This is a genomic window from Streptomyces sp. PA03-6a (assembly GCF_033792765.1).
Lineage (GTDB): Bacteria > Actinomycetota > Actinomycetes > Streptomycetales > Streptomycetaceae > Actinacidiphila.
Genome location: NZ_JARAVK010000004.1, coordinates 35,686 through 53,603 on the forward strand (window position 1 = coordinate 35,686; position 17,918 = coordinate 53,603).

17 protein-coding genes and 1 pseudogene are annotated in these 17,918 nt (G+C 69.3%); 4 read left to right on the forward strand and 14 right to left on the reverse strand.

Going from position 1 to position 17,918, the window contains the following annotated elements:
- The first annotated feature begins 451 nt into the window (after positions 1 to 451).
- Complete coding sequence (locus tag PV350_RS01760; RefSeq protein WP_500318377.1) at positions 452 to 628, forward strand: hypothetical protein; 177 nt, start codon at positions 452 to 454, stop codon at positions 626 to 628.
- Positions 629 to 952: 324 nt separating this feature from the next.
- Here the strand turns inward: PV350_RS01760 and PV350_RS01765 are convergent, their stop codons facing one another.
- The 13 genes from PV350_RS01765 to PV350_RS01825 form a co-directional block, all read right to left on the reverse strand.
- Positions 953 to 1,714, reverse strand: a complete 762-nt coding sequence (locus PV350_RS01765; protein WP_500332593.1) for an Rv1363c family protein — start codon at positions 1,712 to 1,714, stop codon at positions 953 to 955.
- A 34-nt stretch (positions 1,715 to 1,748) separates the two neighbouring features.
- On the reverse strand, positions 1,749 to 2,222 hold the full coding sequence (locus PV350_RS01770; protein ID WP_500318379.1) for an Rv1363c family protein: 474 nt from the start codon (positions 2,220 to 2,222) through the stop codon (positions 1,749 to 1,751).
- Positions 2,223 to 2,230: 8 nt separating this feature from the next.
- Positions 2,231 to 3,505, reverse strand: a complete 1,275-nt coding sequence (locus PV350_RS01775) for an MCE family protein (protein ID WP_500332594.1) — start codon at positions 3,503 to 3,505, stop codon at positions 2,231 to 2,233.
- On the reverse strand, positions 3,502 to 4,794 hold the full coding sequence (locus PV350_RS01780) for an MCE family protein (RefSeq protein WP_500332596.1): 1,293 nt from the start codon (positions 4,792 to 4,794) through the stop codon (positions 3,502 to 3,504). Before PV350_RS01780 ends, PV350_RS01775 begins: the two co-directional genes overlap by 4 nt.
- Positions 4,791 to 5,900, reverse strand: a complete 1,110-nt coding sequence (locus PV350_RS01785) for an MCE family protein (protein ID WP_500332597.1) — start codon at positions 5,898 to 5,900, stop codon at positions 4,791 to 4,793. The genes PV350_RS01780 and PV350_RS01785 overlap by 4 nt, the downstream gene beginning before the upstream one ends.
- Positions 5,897 to 7,063, reverse strand: a complete 1,167-nt coding sequence (locus PV350_RS01790; RefSeq protein WP_500332598.1) for an MCE family protein — start codon at positions 7,061 to 7,063, stop codon at positions 5,897 to 5,899. Before PV350_RS01790 ends, PV350_RS01785 begins: the two co-directional genes overlap by 4 nt.
- Positions 7,060 to 8,100: an MCE family protein gene (locus PV350_RS01795; RefSeq protein WP_500332599.1), complete on the reverse strand. Its 1,041-nt coding sequence runs from the start codon at positions 8,098 to 8,100 to the stop codon at positions 7,060 to 7,062. The genes PV350_RS01790 and PV350_RS01795 overlap by 4 nt, the downstream gene beginning before the upstream one ends.
- Positions 8,097 to 9,353, reverse strand: coding sequence for an MCE family protein (locus tag PV350_RS01800; RefSeq protein WP_500332634.1), 1,257 nt, complete (start codon positions 9,351 to 9,353; stop codon positions 8,097 to 8,099). The genes PV350_RS01795 and PV350_RS01800 overlap by 4 nt, the downstream gene beginning before the upstream one ends.
- A gap of 11 nt (positions 9,354 to 9,364) precedes the next feature.
- On the reverse strand, positions 9,365 to 10,189 hold the full coding sequence (locus tag PV350_RS01805; RefSeq protein ID WP_386993463.1) for an MlaE family ABC transporter permease: 825 nt from the start codon (positions 10,187 to 10,189) through the stop codon (positions 9,365 to 9,367).
- Positions 10,190 to 10,192: 3 nt separating this feature from the next.
- Positions 10,193 to 10,963 (reverse strand): MlaE family ABC transporter permease, encoded by a 771-nt coding sequence (locus PV350_RS01810; RefSeq protein ID WP_500332600.1) that lies wholly within the window; start codon positions 10,961 to 10,963, stop codon positions 10,193 to 10,195.
- Positions 10,960 to 11,889 (reverse strand): ABC transporter ATP-binding protein, encoded by a 930-nt coding sequence (locus PV350_RS01815; RefSeq protein ID WP_500332601.1) that lies wholly within the window; start codon positions 11,887 to 11,889, stop codon positions 10,960 to 10,962. The genes PV350_RS01810 and PV350_RS01815 overlap by 4 nt, the downstream gene beginning before the upstream one ends.
- Before the next feature lie 110 nt (positions 11,890 to 11,999).
- Positions 12,000 to 13,109, reverse strand: coding sequence for an RNA polymerase sigma factor (locus tag PV350_RS01820; protein WP_500332602.1), 1,110 nt, complete (start codon positions 13,107 to 13,109; stop codon positions 12,000 to 12,002).
- A gap of 83 nt (positions 13,110 to 13,192) precedes the next feature.
- Entirely contained in the window at positions 13,193 to 14,215 is a 1,023-nt protein-coding gene (locus tag PV350_RS01825; RefSeq protein ID WP_500332603.1) for a lytic transglycosylase domain-containing protein, read from the reverse strand.
- 468 nt (positions 14,216 to 14,683) lie between these two features.
- Here PV350_RS01825 and PV350_RS01830 point away from each other — a divergent pair, with 468 nt between their 5' ends.
- Positions 14,684 to 15,277: a galactose oxidase early set domain-containing protein gene (locus tag PV350_RS01830; protein ID WP_500332604.1), complete on the forward strand. Its 594-nt coding sequence runs from the start codon at positions 14,684 to 14,686 to the stop codon at positions 15,275 to 15,277.
- A 721-nt stretch (positions 15,278 to 15,998) separates the two neighbouring features.
- Positions 15,999 to 16,680 (forward strand): annotated as a pseudogene (locus tag PV350_RS01835) (transposase); the annotation flags it as partial.
- On the opposite strand, the gene PV350_RS01840 reads toward PV350_RS01835, so the two are convergent.
- On the reverse strand, positions 16,566 to 16,859 hold the full coding sequence (locus PV350_RS01840) for a hypothetical protein (protein WP_500332605.1): 294 nt from the start codon (positions 16,857 to 16,859) through the stop codon (positions 16,566 to 16,568). The pseudogene PV350_RS01835 and the gene PV350_RS01840 sit on opposite strands and share 115 nt — an antisense overlap.
- A gap of 698 nt (positions 16,860 to 17,557) precedes the next feature.
- Here PV350_RS01840 and PV350_RS01845 point away from each other — a divergent pair.
- Complete coding sequence (locus tag PV350_RS01845; protein ID WP_499515044.1) at positions 17,558 to 17,884, forward strand: hypothetical protein; 327 nt, start codon at positions 17,558 to 17,560, stop codon at positions 17,882 to 17,884.
- Positions 17,885 to 17,918 lie beyond the last annotated feature (34 nt).

Consider the following 17,918-nt stretch of genomic DNA (forward strand, 5'->3'; position numbering starts at 1 on the left):
CGACGTGTACGCCTGGAACATTGCGGCGCCGCTCGCACGGTCGACGCCGATCGAGGGTTCACCGGCGTTGTGCGCATCCGCGATGCCGTCGGGTGCCCGGGAGTTCGCGTACGTCGGCGGCGTGGCCGTACTCGGCGGCGGATCGGCCGGAGCGGCGATCAGGCTCGCGGTGCCGTTGAAGCTGTCGCCGAGCGGCGCGTACGGCACCACGCGCACGGTGTACGACGCCGACACCGCCGGGAGCAGCACGGTCTCGGGGTCGCTGGAAGAGGCCGAGGTGGCCACCTCTCGGCCGTCCGCATCGAGGACGTACAGGTCGAAGTCGGCGGCGGAGCCCGGCCACCTGACGTCGATGCGCAGGCTGTGACCGGCGTCGTAGCCCGCAGGCACCGACACCTTCAGGGCGTAGTCGTCGCAGGGTTGCCCATGCCCGCAGCTCACCGTCCCGGCAGTGCCGGAGACATTCGGGACGGCGAAGGGCCCGGCGCTCCACGTGGTCGTGAGCGCGGTGTCGCTGACCGATCCGGAGGACGGGGTCGCGGCGCCGGCCGGCGCACTCGGCAGGGTTCCGGCGACGAGCACCAGCAACCCGACGGCGCGACGCCCCCGCGACCGCAGGTGGTGGTGAAGGCGACGTGCGAAGAGGAGAGCCACGGGTACCTCGTGGATTCGCGAGTCGGATGAAGGGTGGCGGTACGGGTGAAGCCTTCATCTGCTCTACGGGGAGGCAGGCGGTGTCCGTCGCGAGCAACCGATCTCTTTTCGAAGCGGGCCGGACGGGTGCTGAGGGGGGTTGGCCGGAGTTGGTGAGGCAGACCGCTCGGGGGCAAGAACGTCGCCCGGCCCACCACGGCCCGATCGCAGTGAAGCCCGCCGGCCCAGCCCTGCCGCGCCCGTTCCTCTCGAAAAAGTGCCCCCGCGCGACCGCGCGAGGGCACTTACGGAGGCCTGGTCAGAGGGCGTCGACGCCGCTCACCTTCCAGCCGTCGTTGGTGTTGGTGAGCGTCATGCGCACCCTGTTCAGGTCCAGCCGCGGCTGCGGGACCTGAGTGCTCTGGGTGATCTGGTTGACGAAGAGCAGGACGACGGCCCGGTCCCGTGTGGCCGACACGACGGACACCGCCGGGGCGTCACCGTCGGGGGGTGTGGCCACGGTCGCCTTCACCACACCGTGGTACTTCGTCGCGGTCGGCGCGACCACCGCCTTCGTGGTCTTGCCGTACTGCTCGCGGAAGCGCCCGGTCAGCAGGATGCGGGCACGGGAGAAGTCCCGGTCCAGGTGCCGGTAGTCGTACGACAGCACGACCGGCGCCGCATTCCGCGCGGCTGCGAGGGCCTCGTCGCGGGCCCGCTCCGCCTGCCGCCCCTGCTGGTACTCCCGCCCGAGTACGGCGGCCGCGACCAGGGCCGCCACGAGGACGATGCCCAGCGCCGCGGTGAGCACGCCCGGCCCGGCGTTGCGCGGGGACGCACCGACCTCCGTCTTCCCCTCGAACGACTCGGGTGACTCGGGCTCCGGCGGGTCCTCCCAGCCGTTCGGCGGCGGATCGACGAGCAGGGTGCGCCCGGAGCGGGTCTGTTCTTCCTGGTGGGTACCGCATTCGCGAGGCGCAGGCCGTCCGGCGCGTTTGGCCGCCGCGCGGGTGGCCGCGGTCATGGTGCGGCGGGCCGGTGAGCCGGTGCCGCGAGTGCTGCGGAAGGCCGGGTTCGCCACGGTGTCTCTCCTCATTGTTGGTCTCACGGCCGGGTCAGCCCACGAACACGACGTCGGAGGTCAACCAGCGACCTGCTACATACGCGAGGTCGAGCTGGAGCCGGTAGGTGCGCGCCTGGCCCTCGGGCGCGGCGGTGTTGGTCACCTCGCTGTCGGCCACGACCAGGACCCGGGCCGAGCGCCCGTCGTACCGCACGATGCCCGCTTCCAGGACCTGTCCGTCGGACACCGACTTGTTCTGTGCAACCAGCCTCGTCAGTTGTTCGGTCTGCGAGGCGAACTCCTTCTTGAACTCGCCGGTGGCGTTCGCCAGCACATTGGCGCTGTCCCGGTCGTAGTGCCGGTAGTCGAGCGAGGTGAAGCTCAGCGCCGACTGGCGGGCCGCAGCCAAGATGTCCTGACGGCGCTGTTCCGCCGCGCGCTGGTCGGACAGCTTCCAGCCCAGCCAGACACACAGCACGGTCGTCAACACGGTCGCAGCGACGAGCCCCGCAGACAGCAGCCTCATGCCGCCTCTCACACCATCGGTCCCACGAGCAGCCATTGCCACGACTCCTTTCCGAACACGGCCTGTTCCCCGCCCGTCGAGCCGATCTCGAGGAGCGTTCCGTCCGGGCCGGTCACGGTGCCGGTCTCCGGGTCGTACGGGGCCACGAACGCGGCCTGGTCACCGCTGTGCGGGCCGGTCGTGGCGCCGGGCGCGTTCTGCGCTCCGCGCACCGAGGACTTGCTGCCACGCGGTAGCGTGCAGCGCGCGTCGGTGTTCGCATCGCGCGTGCCGGTGTCGGCTGGGTCGCGCCGCTGGGTGTTGTAGCCCTTGGTGCAGGCGGGAGGGGCGTCGGCGTTCACGGTCAGCCCGAAGTGGGTGGTGCCGTCGCCGGGGATGACCGTGTAGCTGCCCGCGACAGTGAGTGGGAGCGTGACCAGGGCCTGTTCGACGCCGGGCAACCGGGCCACGGTGATCTGGCCGCCGCTGATGAGGTTGGCCAGCAGGATCGGCACGTGCGGCCGCGTGGACTTGAGCAGCGAATCGACCTGCCGCGCGGCGGGCACGGTGCTGCCGATCAGCCGGCGAAGGTCGCCGTCGCTCGACTTCAACTGTCCCGTGAGCGTGGCGAGATCGCGGGAGAACGACTTGATGGCCGAGCCCTGGTCGGCCTGTGTCCTGAGTACCTTCCGCGAGTCCTCGATCAGCGAGACCGTCTGGGGGAGCGACTCGGACGCCGCCTCAACCAGCGCGTCACCGGAGTCCACCAGCCGGCTCAGGTTCGGTCCGGTGCCGGAGAACGCCTTGCCCAGCTCGTCGACGGTGACCCGCAGATCGTCCTTGCCGACCGAGTTGACCAGCCGGTCGAGGCTGAGGACCAGGTCGGTGACCGGCAGTGGGGTCCGGGTGCGGCTGCGCGGGATCGGGCTGCCGTCCCTGAGGTACGGGCCGCCCGACCGCCGCGGCTGGAGGTCGACGTACTGCTCACCCACCGCCGATCGGGCGGCGACCACTGCGAGCGTGTCGGCCGGGATCCTCGGGGCGCCGTCCTCGATCCTCAGCGCCACCGAGACCCCGGATCCGGTCAGCTGCAGATCGCCCACGCGGCCCACCGGCACCCCCCGGTAGGTGACCTCGGCACCTGGGAAGACGCCCCCTGACTCGGCGAAGTCGGCGCGAACGGTGTACCCGCGGTGCAAGACGTCGTCCACCAGGCCCGTGTACCGGGCGCCGACGTACGCCACCCCCAGGGCGGTGATGGTCGCGAAGGCCAGCAACTGGGCCTTGACCGTACGTGTGATCACGGCTGTATCCCCTTCAGCATCAGCTCGGCGAGCGCGGGATCGACCCCGGGCGGGAAGCGACGCGCGCCGTCCCCGGTGCCGTAGGCGGCGGTGCACACCGGCGGGCACAGCAGGGTGCTGCCGTGGGAGGGCGTCGACGGCACGGCGGGCGCGGAGGGAACCGAGGGCACCGGGGGCACGGACGGGATGCCCGGCAGGGAAGGGACGGACGGGAGAGGGATGGGAGTGGGGTGGCCGGGAAGATGCGGTGTCCCGGGGGCCGGGGACTTCCCGCCCTTGCCCGGCTTACCGGTGACGTTGCCGTAGAGGTCCGCCAGGTCGAGGTCGGCGGTGATCTTCAGGTTGACGTAATCGCCCTTGACGGCGTCCGTCGCGTTGCGCGGGAACGGGTACGTGGTGAGGAGTTCGAGGGAGTTGGGCAGGTCGTCGCCTGCTTTGTTCAGCTCCTGCAGGATGGGCTGGAGCTTCTTCAGGTTGGTGACGGTGTCGTCGTGGGAGGCGTTCACCACCTTGGTGCCGGTCTTGCCGAGCCTGGACAAGGCGGTGAGCATCTTCGTCAGGTCCTTGCGCTGGTCGGCGAGGGCCTTCAGGGCGGGCGGCATGGTGTCGACGGCCAAGGCGATCGTTTTCTTCTCCTTCTTCAGCCGCTGCGCGAGCCGGTCGACGCCCTGCAGCGCGCGCACGATGTCCGCCCGCTGGCCGTCGAGGCCAGAGAGGAAGATGTCGAGCTGCTTCAGCAGGGATCGGACCCGGCCCTCGCGGCCGCTGAGGGCTTGGTTCAACTCGATGGTGATCGTCTTGAGCTGCGCCACCCCGCCGCCGTTGAGCAGCGCGGACAGCGCCGACAGCACCTCCTCGACCTCCGGGTTGCGGCCGCTGCGGGACAGCGGGATGCGGTCGCCGTCGCGGAGACGTCCGACGGGGCGTGTGTCGGCCGGTGCGGACAGGGCGACGTACTTCTCGCCGAGCATGCTGGTCTGCCTCAGATCGGCGACCGCGTTGCCGGGCAGCTTCACCGAGTCGGCGATCCTGAGCCGTACGCGGGCGTGCCAGCCGTCCAGTTCCACCTTCTCGACCGTGCCGACGGTGACGTTGTTGACCTTGACCGACGACTGCGGCACGAGGTCCAGGACGTCCCGGAACTCGACGGTGACGTGGTAGGCGTGACCGTCCGAGGCCGCGCCGCCGGGCAGCGGGACGTCATACCAGCCGTTGAACTCGCAGCCGGTCAGCAGCAGCGAGCAGACCGCCGTCCAGGCGGCCACCCGCCCCTTGCGCCGCACGCTCATGCAGGTGCCCCCAGAATGCCGCCGAGGGTCTTGTCGACCGAGCCCGTCGACGCCGGGACCGGCGGAACCTCGGGCAAGGAGGCGAAGAGCTTCTTCAGCCCCTCGCAGTTGTCATGGTCGTCGCCGGTCGTCTTCAAGATCGAGCAGAGAAGGGACGACGGGTCCTGGGAGGTTTGCGCGTTGTTGCGGGTGTCGAGAGTGCCGGCGGAGGGGTTGTAGGCGTTCTCCAGGTTCGACAGGCCCGTGGGCGCGACGGTCAAAAGCTCCTCCAAAGCGTCTCGTTGGGTGACGAGGACCTTGGTGACCTCGGCCAGGCCCTGCACGTCCGAGGTCAGCGCCTTCTTGTTTCCCTTCACGAAGCCGGACACGTCGCCGAGTGCGGCAGCCAGGTACTTCAGCGCTGCCGCGAGATCCTTACGCTCCCCGGCGAGCTGCCCGGCCACGTCGGCGAGGTCGGTGTTGAACGACCGCACGCTGGTGTCGTCCGCCGCCAGCGCGGCCGTGAACACCTGAAGGTTCCGCACGGTCCCGAACAGGTCGCCGCGCCCGTCGGACAGCGTGGTGACCGCCTGGGACAGGTCCTGCACCGTCTGGTTGAGGCTTGCGCCCTGCCCCTGGAGGTTGTCCGCGCTCACCCCGAGCAGCCGGGACAGCGAACCCTTGTTGTTGGCACCGTTCGGGCCGAGCGCCTCGGCGGTGGTGTGCAGGCTGTCGAAGATCCGGTCCAGCTCGACGGGAACAGCTGTACGAGACTCGGGGATGACGGCTCCGTCCCGCAGCGCCGCGCCCTTGCGGTACACCGGCAGCAGCTGCACGTAACGGTCGCTGACCACCGAGGAGTTGACGATGGCGGCCTGTGCGTTGGCGGGGACCTTGCGGCCCCTGTCGTATTCCAGCTCGACCCGTACCCGGCCGCCCTCCGGCGTGATCTTCCTGACCTCGCCGATGCGGACACCGAGGACGCAGACGTCGGAGCCGGGGTAGATGCCGACAGTCCGAGGGAAGTACGCCGTGACGCGGACGGGGCCGGGGCCCGGCCAGAGGACGACGGCGAGGCCGACGACGATCGCGAGCGCGGTGAACAGGGCCAGGAGTCTGCGGGTCATCGGGTGCCTCCCGTACGTGGCGTGACCGGGGCGGCGACCATGTTCTGGATATAGGAGTCGAACCAGCGGCCGTTGCCGAGGGTGTTGGTGAAGAGCCGGACGTAGGGGGCGAGCAGCCGGACGCTGCGGTCGAGGCTCGCCTGGTTGCGTTCGAGCATCCTCAGGAAGGTGTTGAGGTTCTTCAGAGCGGGTCCGATCCCCTTGCTGTTGTCGTCGACCAGGCCGGACAGCTCGATGCCCAGCAGCGCGGAGCTCTTGAGCAGCTTGTGGATCGCCCAGCGCCGCTTGTCGATCTCCTTGAACAGGGCGTCGCCGTTCTTCACCAGTGCGGAGACGTCCTTCGTGTGATCGGCCAGCACCTCGGTGACTCCGTTCGCGTGGTCGAGCAGCTGGCGCATCGCCTTGTCACGGGCGGCGACGGTCCGGGATATCCGCGACAGTCCCTTGATCGACGCCCGCACTTCCTCGGGGGAGTCCTGGAAGGTGTCGGCGATCGTGTCCAGTGCCATCGCGAGCCGGCCCGTGTCGACCTCCTCGGCGGTGGTCGTCAGGTCGCTGAAGGCCTGGACGACGTCGTACGCCGACACGGTCCGCCGAAGCGGGATCTCGCTGCCCGGCTTCAACTGGCCGGGCCCCTTCGGGTAGAGGGCCAGGTACTTCGCGCCGAGGATCGTCTTGACACGGATCGACGCCCCCGTGTCGGTGCCGAACGCCGGGCGGCCCTTCACTTTGAAGGTCACCTTGACGTGGTCGCCGTCCAGGTCGACGTCCTCGACCTTGCCGACCTTGACCCCGGCGATCCGTACCTCGTCGTCCGGCTTGAGCCCGCCGGCCTCGGAGAAGGCCGCGCTGTAGGTGTCGCCGCCGCCGATCAGCGGCAGGCTGTCGGCGTTGAAGGCGGCGACGGTGAGCAGCGCGAGGACGGTGAGGCCTACGGCGCCGACGACGACCGGGTTGTGCTCGCGGAAGGGTTTCAGGCGTGGGCGCGTGAGCCGGATCCGGGGCAGCTTCGGCGGCAGGACGCGCACCTTCACGAGGGGTTCTGGGCGTGGTTTACGCCGCGGCAGCAGCCTGGGCAGTTTCGGCAGCTTCGGTGGCAGGACCGGGAACCTCACCAGCGGCTCGGGGCGGCGGCCATCGCGCCGCCTGATGCGGAGGCTCATCCGCCACACCTCGCCCGTGCCACGTGCAGCTCCGGGGTGATCACCTGCTTGGTCTTCGGCAGCACGATCCGGCCGTCGAAGTCGCAGAGGTAGAAGTTGAACCACGAGCCGTACGAGGCCGTCCCCGTCAGCTTCTCGAGCTTGTTCGGCAGCCGTTTCAGGACGCCCTCGACGGTGTGCTCGTTCTTGTTCAGCGTTCCGGTGAGATCGCCGAGCCGGGCGATGTCCTCCTTCAGCGGTGGACGCGCGTCCTTGAGCAGCTCCGACGTGACGTCCGTGAGGTCGCCGATGCTCACCAGCGACTCCCCGATGGGCTTGCGGTCGGCGGACAGCCCTGCAACCACTCGGCGCAGCTGCGTCAGCAGCCCGGAGAAGCGGGAGCCGCGCTCGTCGAGGGTCGCCAGGACGATGTTGAGGTTGTCGATCACCGATCCGATCAGCTTGTCGCGGTCGGCGAGGGTGCTGGTGAGCGAGGCCGTGTGCGTGAGCAGACTGTTCACCGTGCCGCCCTCGCCCTGGAGGGTCTGGACGATCTCGGTGGCGAGCTGGTTGACGTCGTTCGGGCTGAGCGCCGCGAACAGCGGCTTGAAGCCGTTCAGCAGGGCATTGAGGTCCAGCGCCGGCTCGGTCCGGGACAGCGGGATGGTGCCGCCCGGCCGCAGCCGGGCGGTGCCGTCGCCGGTGCCCTCGGTGAGTGCGACGTACCGCTGCCCGACCAGGTTGCGGTAGCGGACGACCGCGTGGGTCCCGGCGAGCAGCGGCCGGTCCGCGCTGACGGTGAACGTGACCTCCGCCAGCGTCCGGTCCTTGATCCGGATGCCTTCGACCTCTCCTACCCGCACTCCGGCCACCCGGATGTCGTCGCCGTTCTCCAGTCCGGTGACGTCGGTGAACACGGCGTGATAGGTGTCCTTGGGGGTGAAGGAGACGTTGACGATGGTGGCGGCGAGGAGCGCCGTCGCCGCGATCGTTACCAGCGCGAAGAGGCTGAACTTGATCAGCGGGGCGGCGGTCTGCCGCGCTCCGGACCCGCTCATGCGACAGTCACCGCCGTTCCGCGAGCCAGCGGCCCGAACAGTAGGGTCGCCACGGGCGGCACCTCGTCCGCGGGGACGCCCATGACGGGGGCCACGAGCGAGCCCACGGCCCGCTGCTCGGCACGGGTGGCGGACACGTCGGCACCTCCGGGGAGTGCGCCGCCGGAACCTCCGGCCGACGTACCGTCGTCGAGATGGGGCTTCGGCCCGGGCACCTGCGGATGCGGCAGACCGCGGCAGTTCGGGCCGGACCGGGCGCCGTACGCCGGCTCCTCGCCGGGCCGGTACGCCTCCTGCGGCCGGACGACCTCAAGGGTGATCCGCATCTCGCCGCCCCGGAACGCCTCCTCGGAGGCCTTCTCCTGCCGGACCAGGCCCTGGAACAGGCACGGGTACTCGGGGGAGTACCGGGCGAACAGCTCCAGCGTGGGGCGGGAGACCCGGCCCAGGGTGATCAGCCGGTCGCCGTTCTCGGACAGGAAGTCGTTCGCTGTGCCCGCCACGGAGGCGGTCGCGCGCAGAGCCGACACCAACTGCTCCCTCTTCTCGACGATCGTCCGGCTGGTGGTGACGGTGTTGCGCAGGATCCGCATCAGGTCGGGCGCGGCGTCGCCGTACACCTCGGCGACGTCCGCGAACCGTGTGATGTCCTCCTTCAGGGAGGGCATGTGCGGGTTGAGGCGGCGCAGATAGCCCTCGACCTGGGTGAGATTGCCTCCGATCCGGTCGCCGCGGCCCTCCAGCGCAGTGGCGAACGCCGACAGCGTGGCGTTGAGCTCACCCGGCCGGACCGTGCGCAGCAGCGGCAGCAGGTCGTTCATCAACTGCTGCACCTCGATGCCGACCTTCGTTCGGTCCTGGGTGATGACGTCACCCGCACGGATGGGCCGAGCCGACGCGCGCGCAGCGCCGGCAGGAGCGACCAGGTCGACGTACTTCTCGCCGAACAGCGTCTTGGGCAGCAGCCGCGCGTGCACGTTCGAGGGGATGTACGACACGTACTGCGGCTTCAGCGCGATGTCCAGGGTCGCCTTGGTGCCGTCGGCACGCACCTCGCGCACCTCGCCGACCAGCAGCCCGCGCAGCTTGACGTCGGCGCGTGCATCGAGCTGGTTGCCGAGGGTGTCGGCCTCCAGGGTGATGGGCACCACCGAGGTGAACGCCTGCTGGTAGACGGCCACCGCGAGCGACAGCAGCAGTGCGAGCACGGCGAGGAAGGCAATGCCGTAGAGCCTGAACCGCATTCTCTGCATGCGCACCGCTCTCACCCCGCCACCCGTACCGTCGTGTTGGCGCCCCAGATCGCCAGGCTCAGGAAGAAGTCCAGGACGTTGATGGCGACGATCGAGGTCCGCACCGCCCGGCCCACCGCGACGCCGACACCGGCCGGTCCGCCACTCGCGTGGTAGCCGTAGTAGCAGTGCACCAGGATGATCAGCAGAGCAAAGACGATCACCTTGCCGAAGGACCAGAACACATCGACGGGCGGCAGGTACTGGTGGAAGTAGTGGTCATACGTGCCGGTCGACTGCCCGTAGTAGCCAGTGGTGATGGTGCGGGCGGCCAGGTACGAGGACAGCAGCCCGATCACGTACAGCGGGATCACCGCGACGAAGCCGGCGATCATCCGCGTCGTCACAAGGAACGGCAGCGACGGGACGCCCATCACCTCCAGCGCGTCGGTCTCCTCGCTGATCCGCATCGCACCCAGCTGCGCGGTGAACCCCGCCCCGACCGTCGCGGACAGGGCGAGTCCGGCCACCAGCGGGGCGATCTCCCGAGTGTTGAAGTACGCCGACAAGAACGCCACGAAGTTCGAAGTGCCGAGCTGGTTGAGGGCCGCATAGCCCTGAAGGCCGACCTCGGTGCCAGTGAAGAAGGAAAGGAACGCGATCACACCGACCGTGCCGCCGACGACGGCGAGCGCGCCGCGCCCGAAGCTCACCTCGGCGAGCAGCCGCAGGACCTCCTTCTTGTAGCGTCGCAGGGTGCGGCCGGTCCAAGCCAAGGAGCGCCCGTAAAAGGACAGCTGGGCACCCAGCTCTTCGAGTGAGCGCAAGGGGCGATCGAGGAGGTTTTGCGGTCTCATCGGCTAACCCCTCTGCGGGACGATCTGGAAGTACACGGCCGTCATCACGAAGTTGGTCACGAACAGCAACATGAAAGTGATCACCACGGACTGGTTGACGGCATCGCCCACGCCCTTCGGGCCGCCCTGCGCCGTCAGCCCCTTGTACGAGGCGACGATCGCAGCGATGGCCCCGAACACCAGGGCCTTGATCTCCGCCGCCCACAGGTCAGGTAGCTGAGCGAGGGTGGTGAAGGACGCGAGGTATGCGCCGGGCGTGCCGTGCTGGAGAACGACGTTGAAGAAATAGCCGCCCGCAACACCAACCACCGAGACGAGGCCGTTGAGCAGTACGGCTACCACCATCGACGCCAGCACCCGCGGTACGACGAGCCGGTGGATCGGGTCGATGCCGAGCACCTGCATCGCGTCGATCTCGTCCCGGATCTTGCGCGCCCCGAGGTCCGCGCAGATCGCCGTGCCGCCCGCGCCCGCGATCAGCAGCGCGGTGACGATCGGCGAGGCTTCCCGCAGCACGGCGAGCACGGACGCAGCACCAGAGAAGGACTGCGCGCCCAACTGCCGGGTCAGACTCCCGATCTGCAGCGCGATGACCGCCCCGAACGGAATCGAGACCAAGGCCGTCGGCAGGATCGTGACGCTCGCGACGAACCAAGCCTGCTGAATGAACTCCCGTGCCTGGAAAGGCCGTCGGGGCAGGGTTCGGACGACGTCCAGCGCCATCGCGAAGAGGCTGCCCGAGTGCCGCAGCGCACCCGTCGGGGAGAGCCTCATGCGCCCCTCACCACCGTTCCGTGCAGCTTGGCCTCGCGCCTCGCGATCGCATCCCAGCGGGGCGGGCGCGTGATGCCGGGGCTGGGCAGCAGGCGCGGGGTCAGCACATCGGCCCGAACACCCTCGTCGATCTGGGCCAGCTCCTGTTCGACCTGGGCCGCGTCCTTCTCTTCCGCCATGCCGATCGGCCCCTGCATCCGGCCGTTCAGGAACTGCCGTACGACGGGCTCGTCACTGGCCAGCAGCTCCTCGCGGGGCCCGAACATCACCAGCTCGCGCCGGAACAGCAGCCCGATGTTGTCCGGCACCTGACGGGCCGAGGCGATGTCGTGGGTGACGATGAGGAAGGTCGCGTCGATCTGTGCGTTGAGGTCGACGATGAGCTGATTGAGGTAAGCCACGCGGACCGGGTCCAGGCCCGAGTCCGGTTCGTCGAACAGGATGATCTCCGGGTCGAGGACCAGGGCACGGGCGAGCCCGGCCCGCTTGCGCATACCGCCGGAGATCTCGCCGGGCAGCTTCCCCTCAGCACCGATCAACCCGACCATGTCCATCTTCTCGAGAACGATCCGCTTGATCTCGCTCTCGGACGTGCGGGTGTGCTCGCGCAGGGGAAAGGCGATGTTGTCGTAGAGGTTCATCGAGCCGAACAGCGCGCCGTCCTGGAACAGCACGCCGAACAGCTTCCGCACCTCGTACAGGTCGCGCTCGCGCAGGCGGGTGATGTCCCGGCCCGCGACCTTCACCGATCCCCGCTCCGGCTTCAGCAGCCCCACGAGCGTCTTGAGGAACACCGACTTGCCCGTCCCCGAGGGGCCGAGCATCACCGAGACCTCCCCGGCAGGCAGCGTCAGCGAGACGTCCTGCCAGATGACCTGGCGTCCGAAGGACTTGGTCAGCCCTTCCACACAGATCTCGACACCCATCCGGTTCCATCCTTCGCCCGTGGAGCAGTCCCGACAACTGCTCTACGGGGAAGAGAGGTGCGTCCGTCGCGGCGAACCAAGAATTTTTTCGCGGACGTGTGTGCGGGGCGCTACGGCAGCTTCGGCGACGACGTGAGCGAAGGCGTCCCCGGGCTGGAGACAGACAGCGGAGGTACGACCGAGGTCGGGGGAAGCGACGGGAGCGACGGGAGTGACGAGGCGACCGACCCCGTCGGCAGACCCGGCACGACGGTCGGCAGGCCCGTCACGGCCGTCGGCAGCCCCGGCACCTTCGGAACCTCGGGCACCTGAGGGACCTGCGGCGCCGAGGGCGGAAACGCGGACACGTCCGCCAGGGATGGCACCGGCACCGGCAGAAACGTTCCCCCGGTGGGTGAGGGCGTCCGGCCCCAAGGCCCGTGCGCCGGCGACGACGGGGTGGGTGTTGCGGGGGCGCGCCCCCGGCCCGTGACCTCGCCGTGCAGGAGCCGCGGGTCGCCGGACACGGCCGGCCGCGGCGCCGGACCACTCCCGTTTCCGCCCGCGTCGAGCGCGTACGGCAGCACGAACCCCGCCACCACCAGGGTTGCCGCCGTCGTAGTGAACGCGACCGCCTGCGCATTGCCGCCCCCGCGCAACCGTCCGCGCCCGACCAGGAACAGCACCAGCCCGAGCGTTCCGGCCAACGAGGCACGCAAAGTCCGCCGGGCCCGGGCCAGCAGCGACTCGACGGTCCGGTAGCTGAGCCCCATCCGCACCGCGACCTGGTTCACGTCCAGGTCCTCGGACCTCAGCCGAAGCGCCTCCGCCTGCCGGGCGGGCAATTCGCCGCTGCGCACCGCCAGCCACTTCGCCTCGGCCCGGTCGCACACCGCCTCCTCGACGGGTACCGGGCCCGGTGTCATGAGTGCGGGGCGGCTGCCCACCTCGGCCTCGCGGTTGACCTGCCGGTGCCGGTCAACGCACAGCCGCATCGTTACCGTCGTCAACCAGGCGCCGAGCCGCTCGTCGTCGAGGTCCGGGCGCTCCGCGGCTCGCAACATCGCTTCGTGAACGGCGTCCTCGGCGTCCTCCCGGCTCACCGATCGCCGCCGGGCCACCTTGAGCAACTGCTCACGATGGCTCCACAGGCGCTGCCAGCGCTCGTCGGCGGCCGCTGTGTCCGCAGGCATATCCGTCGCCATGAGGGCCCGCCCCTTCGCACTCACCCGCCGGTACATGCTTCCGACGTGGCGAGATTACCGCCGAGTAGTGGCAGTTGTGGAGAGGCGGACACCCATGGCGTTCCGGCCCTGGCCAGTGGTCAGCGGCCAACCTCAGGCAGCACGCCGCCCCCGGGCAGCGAGAGGGTCAGTTCGGGGACGGGAACCAGCGGCGTCGCGGACGCCTTCGGGACCCCGGTCGCGAGGGAAGGCCTGGGGGAGGGTGAGGTGGGCGACGTCGACGGCATGCGCGAAGGACCAGTGCTCGGCTTCCGGTCGTCCGACGGCTTCGGCGGCGCAAGCTTCTGCCCCTTCGGGCCGGACGGCTTCGGCCGGACCGGCCGGGATCCGGCGGATGCGTCCGGCACCACGCGGTGTCCGGTCAGGTAGTACACGTACCACGCCTTGACGGCGCGCAGATAGGCGTCCGAGTGGTTGTAGCCCAGTATCGCCCGGTCCAGGTCGGCCGGGTTCGACAGGTCCCGGTCGCCCGCGCACAGGTAGCGGCCGGCTGCGAGCGCCGCGTCGTAAACATTGTTCGGATCCGTCCGTCCGTCGCCGTTACCGTCCGCTCCCCAGCGGGCCCAGGTGGACGGGATGAACTGCATCGGACCGACCGCGCGGTCGTACACCGCGTCCCCGTCGTACGCGCCGCCGTCGGTATCCGCCACGACAGCGAAGGCGCCGCCGGTCAGCCTCGGGCCGAGGATGGGCGTCACGGTGGTACCGTCCCGAGTCACCCAGCCGCCCCGTGCCTGCCCTGACTCCACCTGGCCAATCGCGGCCAACAACTGCCAACGCAGGTGGCAGCGCGGCGCGGTACGCGCCAGATCCTCCTCGGCACGCCAGTACGCGGCGAACACACTCGCAGGCACATTGCCGCCAGTCACTCCCTGTGCCATGCCCTTCTTCCGCGTCCGCAGCGGTGGAAGTTCGGTGCGGTACGGGGTGTCGCCGGAAACGCTGAGGCCGTGCTCGGCGGGTGCCGCCTTCCGTGCGGGCTCTGCGGCTTCGGCAGTGACCGCCCTTGGCGCTTGTGACGCGGTCAGCACGGCAATCGCCGCCGCCGCGATCGCCGTACCCCTGGCACCCTTCAGTGTTCCGATGAGCGCACGCACTGTCATCGTGCAGTCCCCTCCGTGCATGAATCCGTTGTCTGCTCTACGCGGCCGGAGGGCAGGTCCGTCGCGCAAATATTTGGGGATCGGGCGGGCGCCTCTTCAGAGGGCGTGGCGGCGGGCCAGACGTGTGGACGATGTGAGGCGGACCGGCCCCGCAGCCCTGTCCGAGCCGCTAGCTGTATTGAGGAATCCGCAGGCCGCTACGGGCCCCCACTGCGTCCGGGTAAATCGCTATGAGCGGCGCAGCCCTGGCATGCATCGTCGGCACTCGCACGGTGGCCACACGGAAGACTGAAAGGGCTTCAGATTGTCGCTGCTGTGGAAGCGGGGGCCCCGTGCCTGCCCGCCGTCGCGCGATACGCGCAGGGTCATCAGCGGCGCTTCGCGCCCACTCATCGGCGTCTCCGGTTGTCAGACGCATGCCGCGCGACTCAGCGACCCGCAGCGCGTTCGACAGCATGTCGCAGAGCCGTGCCACGAGGAAGCGCGAATGCTCCGGGGCAACTGATCCGCCCCGCAGCCGTCACCCACTCCTCCGACCCCAACCCGCGCCTCGTCGACCTGCCACTGACCGTCAACGCCGACACCATCGACCTCAACGTCACCACCAACCCCAACCTCGCCCCGCCCGGCTGGTGCATGCTCTTCACCGCCGACGCCAACGGCGTGCCCTCGGTCGCGAAATGGGTCCACCTGGACTCCTCCGGGACCGGGTCGGCGCTGCGCTCCACCACCCAGGCCGACGCGGACACCCCGTCCCCGCACATCCACGACTTCGCCCGGGACCTCGCGAACGAACCCCTGAAACCGGGCAGGAAACGGACCTTAGCACCGGTGAAGGCCAGCGTCTCCGGCTGCGACCCCCGCTACGGCACCCCGGACGTCTGCGTCCCGGTCGCGTTCCCGAAGGCGGTCGCCCGGACCTCGGCCGCCCGCTGCGGCTGGCTGGACGCGCAGGGCTACCGGCTCCTCCTCAAGGTCAACGACGCAAGAGACCGCCAGCGGACGTTGCCGGAGCGTGGAGCGAATTTGGCCTGCTTCCGGCAGGCCACGCGACCGCCGTGAGCAGGTTCGTCAGGCCGCAGTGGCATTTGGAGGGATGGACATCCTTCCGGGGGCTCAACCCTGATCTCGGATGTCCGTCGAAGCGAATCAAGCCCACCCATCAGGAGCGTGGCCCGGGCCCCGCCAGGCCACGCGTCCCCGGCGAATGCCGGGGACGACCGGCGCACGGGCCCGGCTCTGTCTTAAAAGGTCGGTGCCTCAGGAGCGGATACGGCTCACCGTGGGCCGGCCATGCCCGCCGCTTACGTCCCCATGAGGAGCGGCGGCCCGAGGTGTCGGGCCGCGCGCCGCCGCTGTGCGTGGCGGGAGCGCCTTGATCGAGTAGGCAGACGTCCAATGAACAGGTTTCGCCTGCAGGAAAGGGCTACGTCTGCTGCTCTTCGATTCCGCTGGGAGAGTGGACGTGCCAGAGCCTTCGCACTGGCGCTCGGCCCGTGCGAAGGCTCCGAGGGTAAAACAGTCCCCGGTAGATCTGCGCGTGTCCTGAAGCTTCAGTCGTCACTGTCGCCTCGGTATCGCGCCGGCTTGCCGGGGGCCTGAACCACATCCTGTCCAAGTCACTCCGCCGACTAGACGTCCTCATCGACTTTGCAACTCTTTCGGTGTTATGGCCTATAAACCACGATGCACAACATATGTAGCGAGTCAATAGGTTTTCGGTAAATTCTGTAGGAAGCTCCACGCGATCACCTTCGACTGCGACACCCGGCTCGCCCTGCGGCGCCGCTGCAAGCTCCGGCCCTCACAGCGGGCCCTGGTCGTGCTGGTGTACCTGCGCAAGCACGAAACCCTCGCGCAGATCGCTGCCGGCTTCCGGATCAGCGTCGGCACCGCCCACGCCTATGTCCGATCCGTCACCAGTCTCCTTGCCCGCCGTGCTCCCGGCTTGGGCCATGCCCCGCGCGCAGCCGATGCGGAGTATGTGCTGGTGGACGGACGGAACCCTCGCCGAGTACGACCGGGCCGGTGACAGCCGCGCTGACTACTCCGGCAAGCACCGCCGCCACGGCGTGAATCTCCAGGTCATCACCGACCCGTAAGGGAAGATCGCGTGGATCACTCGCGCTCTGCCCGGACGCACCCACGGTCTGACCGCGGCCCGCACCCATCGCATCGTGACCACCTGCGTCCGCCTCGGCATCCCCGCCTCGGCAGATCTGGCCTACCTGGGCGCGGGCGGCACCTTTGCCGTACCGACCAGACGCCCGCCCCGCAAGGAGCTCACCACCCGGCAGAGGTCGCTGAACCGGGCGCATACTCGGCTGCGGGTGAATCGGACACTCGCCGGTCACTCACCGTGGATGTCCGGCCGGACCTCCACGATGATGTCCGCGTCCGCCTGGTCGCCCTCCTCGTCACGCCAGAGGAGGACGCGCACGTGCCTCGCGCTGGAAAGGCCGCGCACCTTCCACTCGGTCATCAGGTCGGCGACGACGAGGGCGACGGCGTATCGGGGGCCCTCGCTCGAATCATCTGCGGTGATCGTGCCCCGCCACCGCTCGGAAGCCCTGCCATAAGGGCGCCATCCCTCCGAGCCGTGCGGCTCGAAGACCCGGTACACCCAATCCGTCTCGGTGCCCATAGCACCGATCCTGTCACTGCAAGGAGTCCCCTGTGCCGTATCGGATCGACGCCCGCCGAGCGCGGGTCGACCGGCTACAACAACTGCCCCGACGTTCTGGGCTGGACGACGGCGAATTCCTCGTCATCAGGGAGCGGCTCGGCGCCGGACGTGACCCCCCGGGTGACTGACAGTGAGACCCGACTACCCACGGGATCTCGCCACCCTCTTCCCAGCCGCATTCCGGCCGGCAGCGCATCCCTGCGTACACGTCGTCTCGCGCGTGATCTAGCGCCCGCCAATGCTCCTCCTTCGAGCTGGGCGAACCGCAGCGAACACAGCCAACGGCCACCCTGGCGACCTTGGGGTACTTCGCCTCATAGGCCCGGCGCTGTACACCGCGGCGCCTCGGCTCCATCCCTCTGTACGGATGCTGTACGGCGCGAGGGTCGCCAGTTGGTCGAACTGCGCGTTCTCATGGACGGCCACTTCGATCCCCATCCTGGGGTCGTTGTCGAAGCCGCGGGCTTCGCGGCCTGCACCGATCTGTGGAGCCTTCGGCGGTCGCTAATCCCACTCGACCACGCTCAATAAACAATGGTGCGCATTGCATCACTCCAATGGGGGCATCGAATGGCGGTTCCCTTCCGCCCCGCTCAGTCTGGTGGTCGTGCGTTCGATTCGTCGCGAATGCATGAGCCACTCAAGGAGGTCGAACCATGACCCGCACCAAGCTCCTCGCCCTGGTCGCCGCCCCCGCGCTGGCTCTTAGCCTGGCGTCCCCTGCGCTGGCTGTGGAAGTGACCGCCGCGTCCCCCGACACCGTGAACAGTCCGGTCGGGTCGATTGGAGCCAACCAAAGCAAGATCGTCACTGTCACCTGCCCTGCGGGCACCAATGCCGTCAGCGGTGGCTGGAAGGTGTCCTCCGCCAGCATCGACGTGACGGACAACCGTCCGATGAGCGCCACCCAGTGGCAGATCACGTTCCAGAACGAGGCGAAGACCTCCGGCACTGTGCAGGTCTTCGCCCGTTGCGTGGCCTGATGGCCAGTGCTCGCCAGGGCAGGTTGGTCCGTTC